Here is a 2,583-nt window from a genome sequence, read left to right on the forward strand (position 1 = left end):
CACAGCCGAAAATGGCTAAAAAAGCTGAAAAAAAGGGCCTGTCGCATCGACAGACTCTCTCATCCAGCCGTTTTTTTACCCAGATTCTACCCTGTTCATTTACCGTTCAGTGCTTGAGGACCCTCGCCAGGAAACTGCGAGTCCTGTCGTCATCGGGTTGATCGAAGATCCGTTCGGGAGGTCCGACTTCCGCGATTTCACCAAGGTGGATATACACCACACGATCGGCGACTTCACGGGCGAACCCCATCTCATGGCTGACGATGATCATGGTCATGCCCTCCTTGGCCAAGTCGCGCATGGCATCGAGGACCTCGCCGATCATTTCCGGGTCGAGCGCCGAGGTAGGTTCATCGAACAGCATCAATCGCGGTTCCATGGCCAGTGCTCGGGCGAGAGCGACGCGCTGCTGCTGGCCACCGGAGAGCTGACCCGGATGCTTGGCGGCCTGATCCGAGATACCCACACGCTCGAGCAATCGCTCTGCCGTCTCCACGGCATCGGCTCGGCTCCAGCCTCTTACCTTCATGGGGGCCAGGATCACGTTGTCGAGAACGCTGAGATGAGGAAAGAGGTTGAATTGTTGGAATACCATGCCGACTTCGGTACGTATCTTCTGCAGTGCCTGGCCACTCTTGCCGAAGGGCTCCAGATCCTTGCCATCGACCTGGATATGACCCTGCTGAAACTCCTCGAGGCCATTGATGCAGCGGATGAGGGTCGACTTCCCCGAGCCACTGGCGCCGATGACCACGACGACCTCGCCTTTCTTCACGTCGATGTCGATGTCCTTGAGGACGTGGAGGCTGCCGAAGTGCTTGTTGACCTTCTCCATCCGCACGATGGGTGTCTCAGTCGAATTGCGCTCTGTCATCTTGTGGTCTCCCGTTATTGACCGACCAGGCCCTTGTTTTCGATCAGGCGCAAGACAATGGAGAGGCTCCAGGTAATGGCCAGGTACATCAGCGCTACCATGAAATACACCTCTAGGGCCGTAAAGGTGGTGGCGATGTATATCTGACCCTGGCGAACCAGCTCACCCACACCGATGACCGAGAACAGGGACGTGTCCTTGATACTGATGATGCCCTGGTTACCCAATGGTGGGATCATGCGCCTGAAGGCCTGTGGCCAGATCACATAGCGGAAGGCCTGGGTCCGTGACAGGCCCAGGGACAGTGACGCTTCACGCTGGCCGCGCTCGATGGACTGTACGCCGCCCCGGACGACCTCGGAGATATAGGCACCGGAATTGATGGCAATAGCGGCGATGCCCGCGGTCAGGGCATTGATGGGACCACCGAGCAATTGGGGCAGACCGTAGAAGATGAACAGGACCTGCACCAGGATCGGGGTACCCCGGAATACCTCGATGTAAAGGATGGCCGGCCAGCGCATCCAGCGCAGGCGGCTGATCCGCAGCAGGCCGAAGAAGACGCCGATGAAGAAGCCGATGGCCAGACCGCCGAAGGAGATCACCAGGGTCCAGGGGATACCCGGCAGAAGGTGGGGAATGGAACGGAACGCCGCCGCCCAGTCGAATTGAAAGGTCACTTCCACGAGAGCTTCTCCCGATTCAGAAACGCGAAGGGGCCGGGGGTATGTGCCACCCGGCCCCGCTCGTTATCCCGCCCATATTGGGATATTCAGGGCATTCCAGCCGTTACTCTTCGCTGGGAGCCTCACCGAACCACTTCTCGTAGATCTCGGCGTAGGTACCGTCCTCGCGCATGGCCGCCAGGGCCTCGTTCGTCGGCTCGACCCACTCGCTGCCCTTGTTGAAGACGATACCGTATTGCTGGCCGGCGTAGAGGGGACCGACCACCTTGGTACGTCCTTCGCCACGGGTTCTGGCGAAGTAGGAGACATTGGGGGCGTCGTAGAAGGCCGCGTCCACATTGCGACCCAGCAGTGCCATGTACATGTCGCTGTTGCCCGGATAGGGCGTGATGTCGGCGCTGTCGCCCAGATTCTCCTGGAGGAAGTCGTAGCTGGTGGAGCCGATACGGGTGGCAATGGACAGACCTTCGAGGTCCTCGATGGTCTCGACGTTGTCATTGCCGGCACGCACGATGATGCGCAGGCCGGAATCATAGTAGGGATCCGAGTAGTCGACGATCTCGGCGCGTTCCTCGGTGATGGTGACCCCGGCAATGGCGATTTCCTGATTACCGGTCTGGACGGCGGGAATGATCCCGGCGAATTGCATGGTGGTCAGGTTCACCTCGAAACCGGCGCGTTCAGCCACCTCGTTGATGATTTCCATGTCGAAACCGATCATTTCCCCGGTCTCGGAATCCAGCATCTCGAAGGGAACGAAACTGGGGTCGGTCACGACATTAATACTGGGGGTCTGCGCGACGGCATGGCCTGCGATGCCGAGCGTCAGGGCAACGGCAAGCGAGGATGACGTCAACAAGGTGGAAGCCTTGGAAGATTCTTTCATGTGACACACCTTTTCTGGGAATTTACTGTTGAGATACGCCCTTTCAACCATGGCGAGGTTCACCGGGACCGTCAAGTCCGCGAACCCTAATGGACTCAACGAATATTCAAACCATGAAAGAGGCACCACAGCCGCAG

3 protein-coding genes are annotated in these 2,583 nt (G+C 58.6%); all 3 read right to left on the reverse strand.

The features are described from left to right. Positions 1 to 106: 106 nt before the first annotated feature. Positions 107 to 874 (reverse strand): amino acid ABC transporter ATP-binding protein, encoded by a 768-nt coding sequence (locus ACESMD_RS00090; RefSeq protein WP_372609270.1) that lies wholly within the window; start codon positions 872 to 874, stop codon positions 107 to 109. 14 nt (positions 875 to 888) lie between these two features. Then, entirely contained in the window at positions 889 to 1,560 is a 672-nt protein-coding gene (locus ACESMD_RS00095; protein ID WP_372609271.1) for an amino acid ABC transporter permease, read from the reverse strand. A gap of 103 nt (positions 1,561 to 1,663) precedes the next feature. Beyond that, entirely contained in the window at positions 1,664 to 2,446 is a 783-nt protein-coding gene (locus ACESMD_RS00100) for a transporter substrate-binding domain-containing protein (protein ID WP_372609272.1), read from the reverse strand. Positions 2,447 to 2,583 lie beyond the last annotated feature (137 nt).

This window comes from Halomonas sp. (genome assembly GCF_041689495.1).
Lineage (GTDB): Bacteria > Pseudomonadota > Gammaproteobacteria > Pseudomonadales > Halomonadaceae > Halomonas.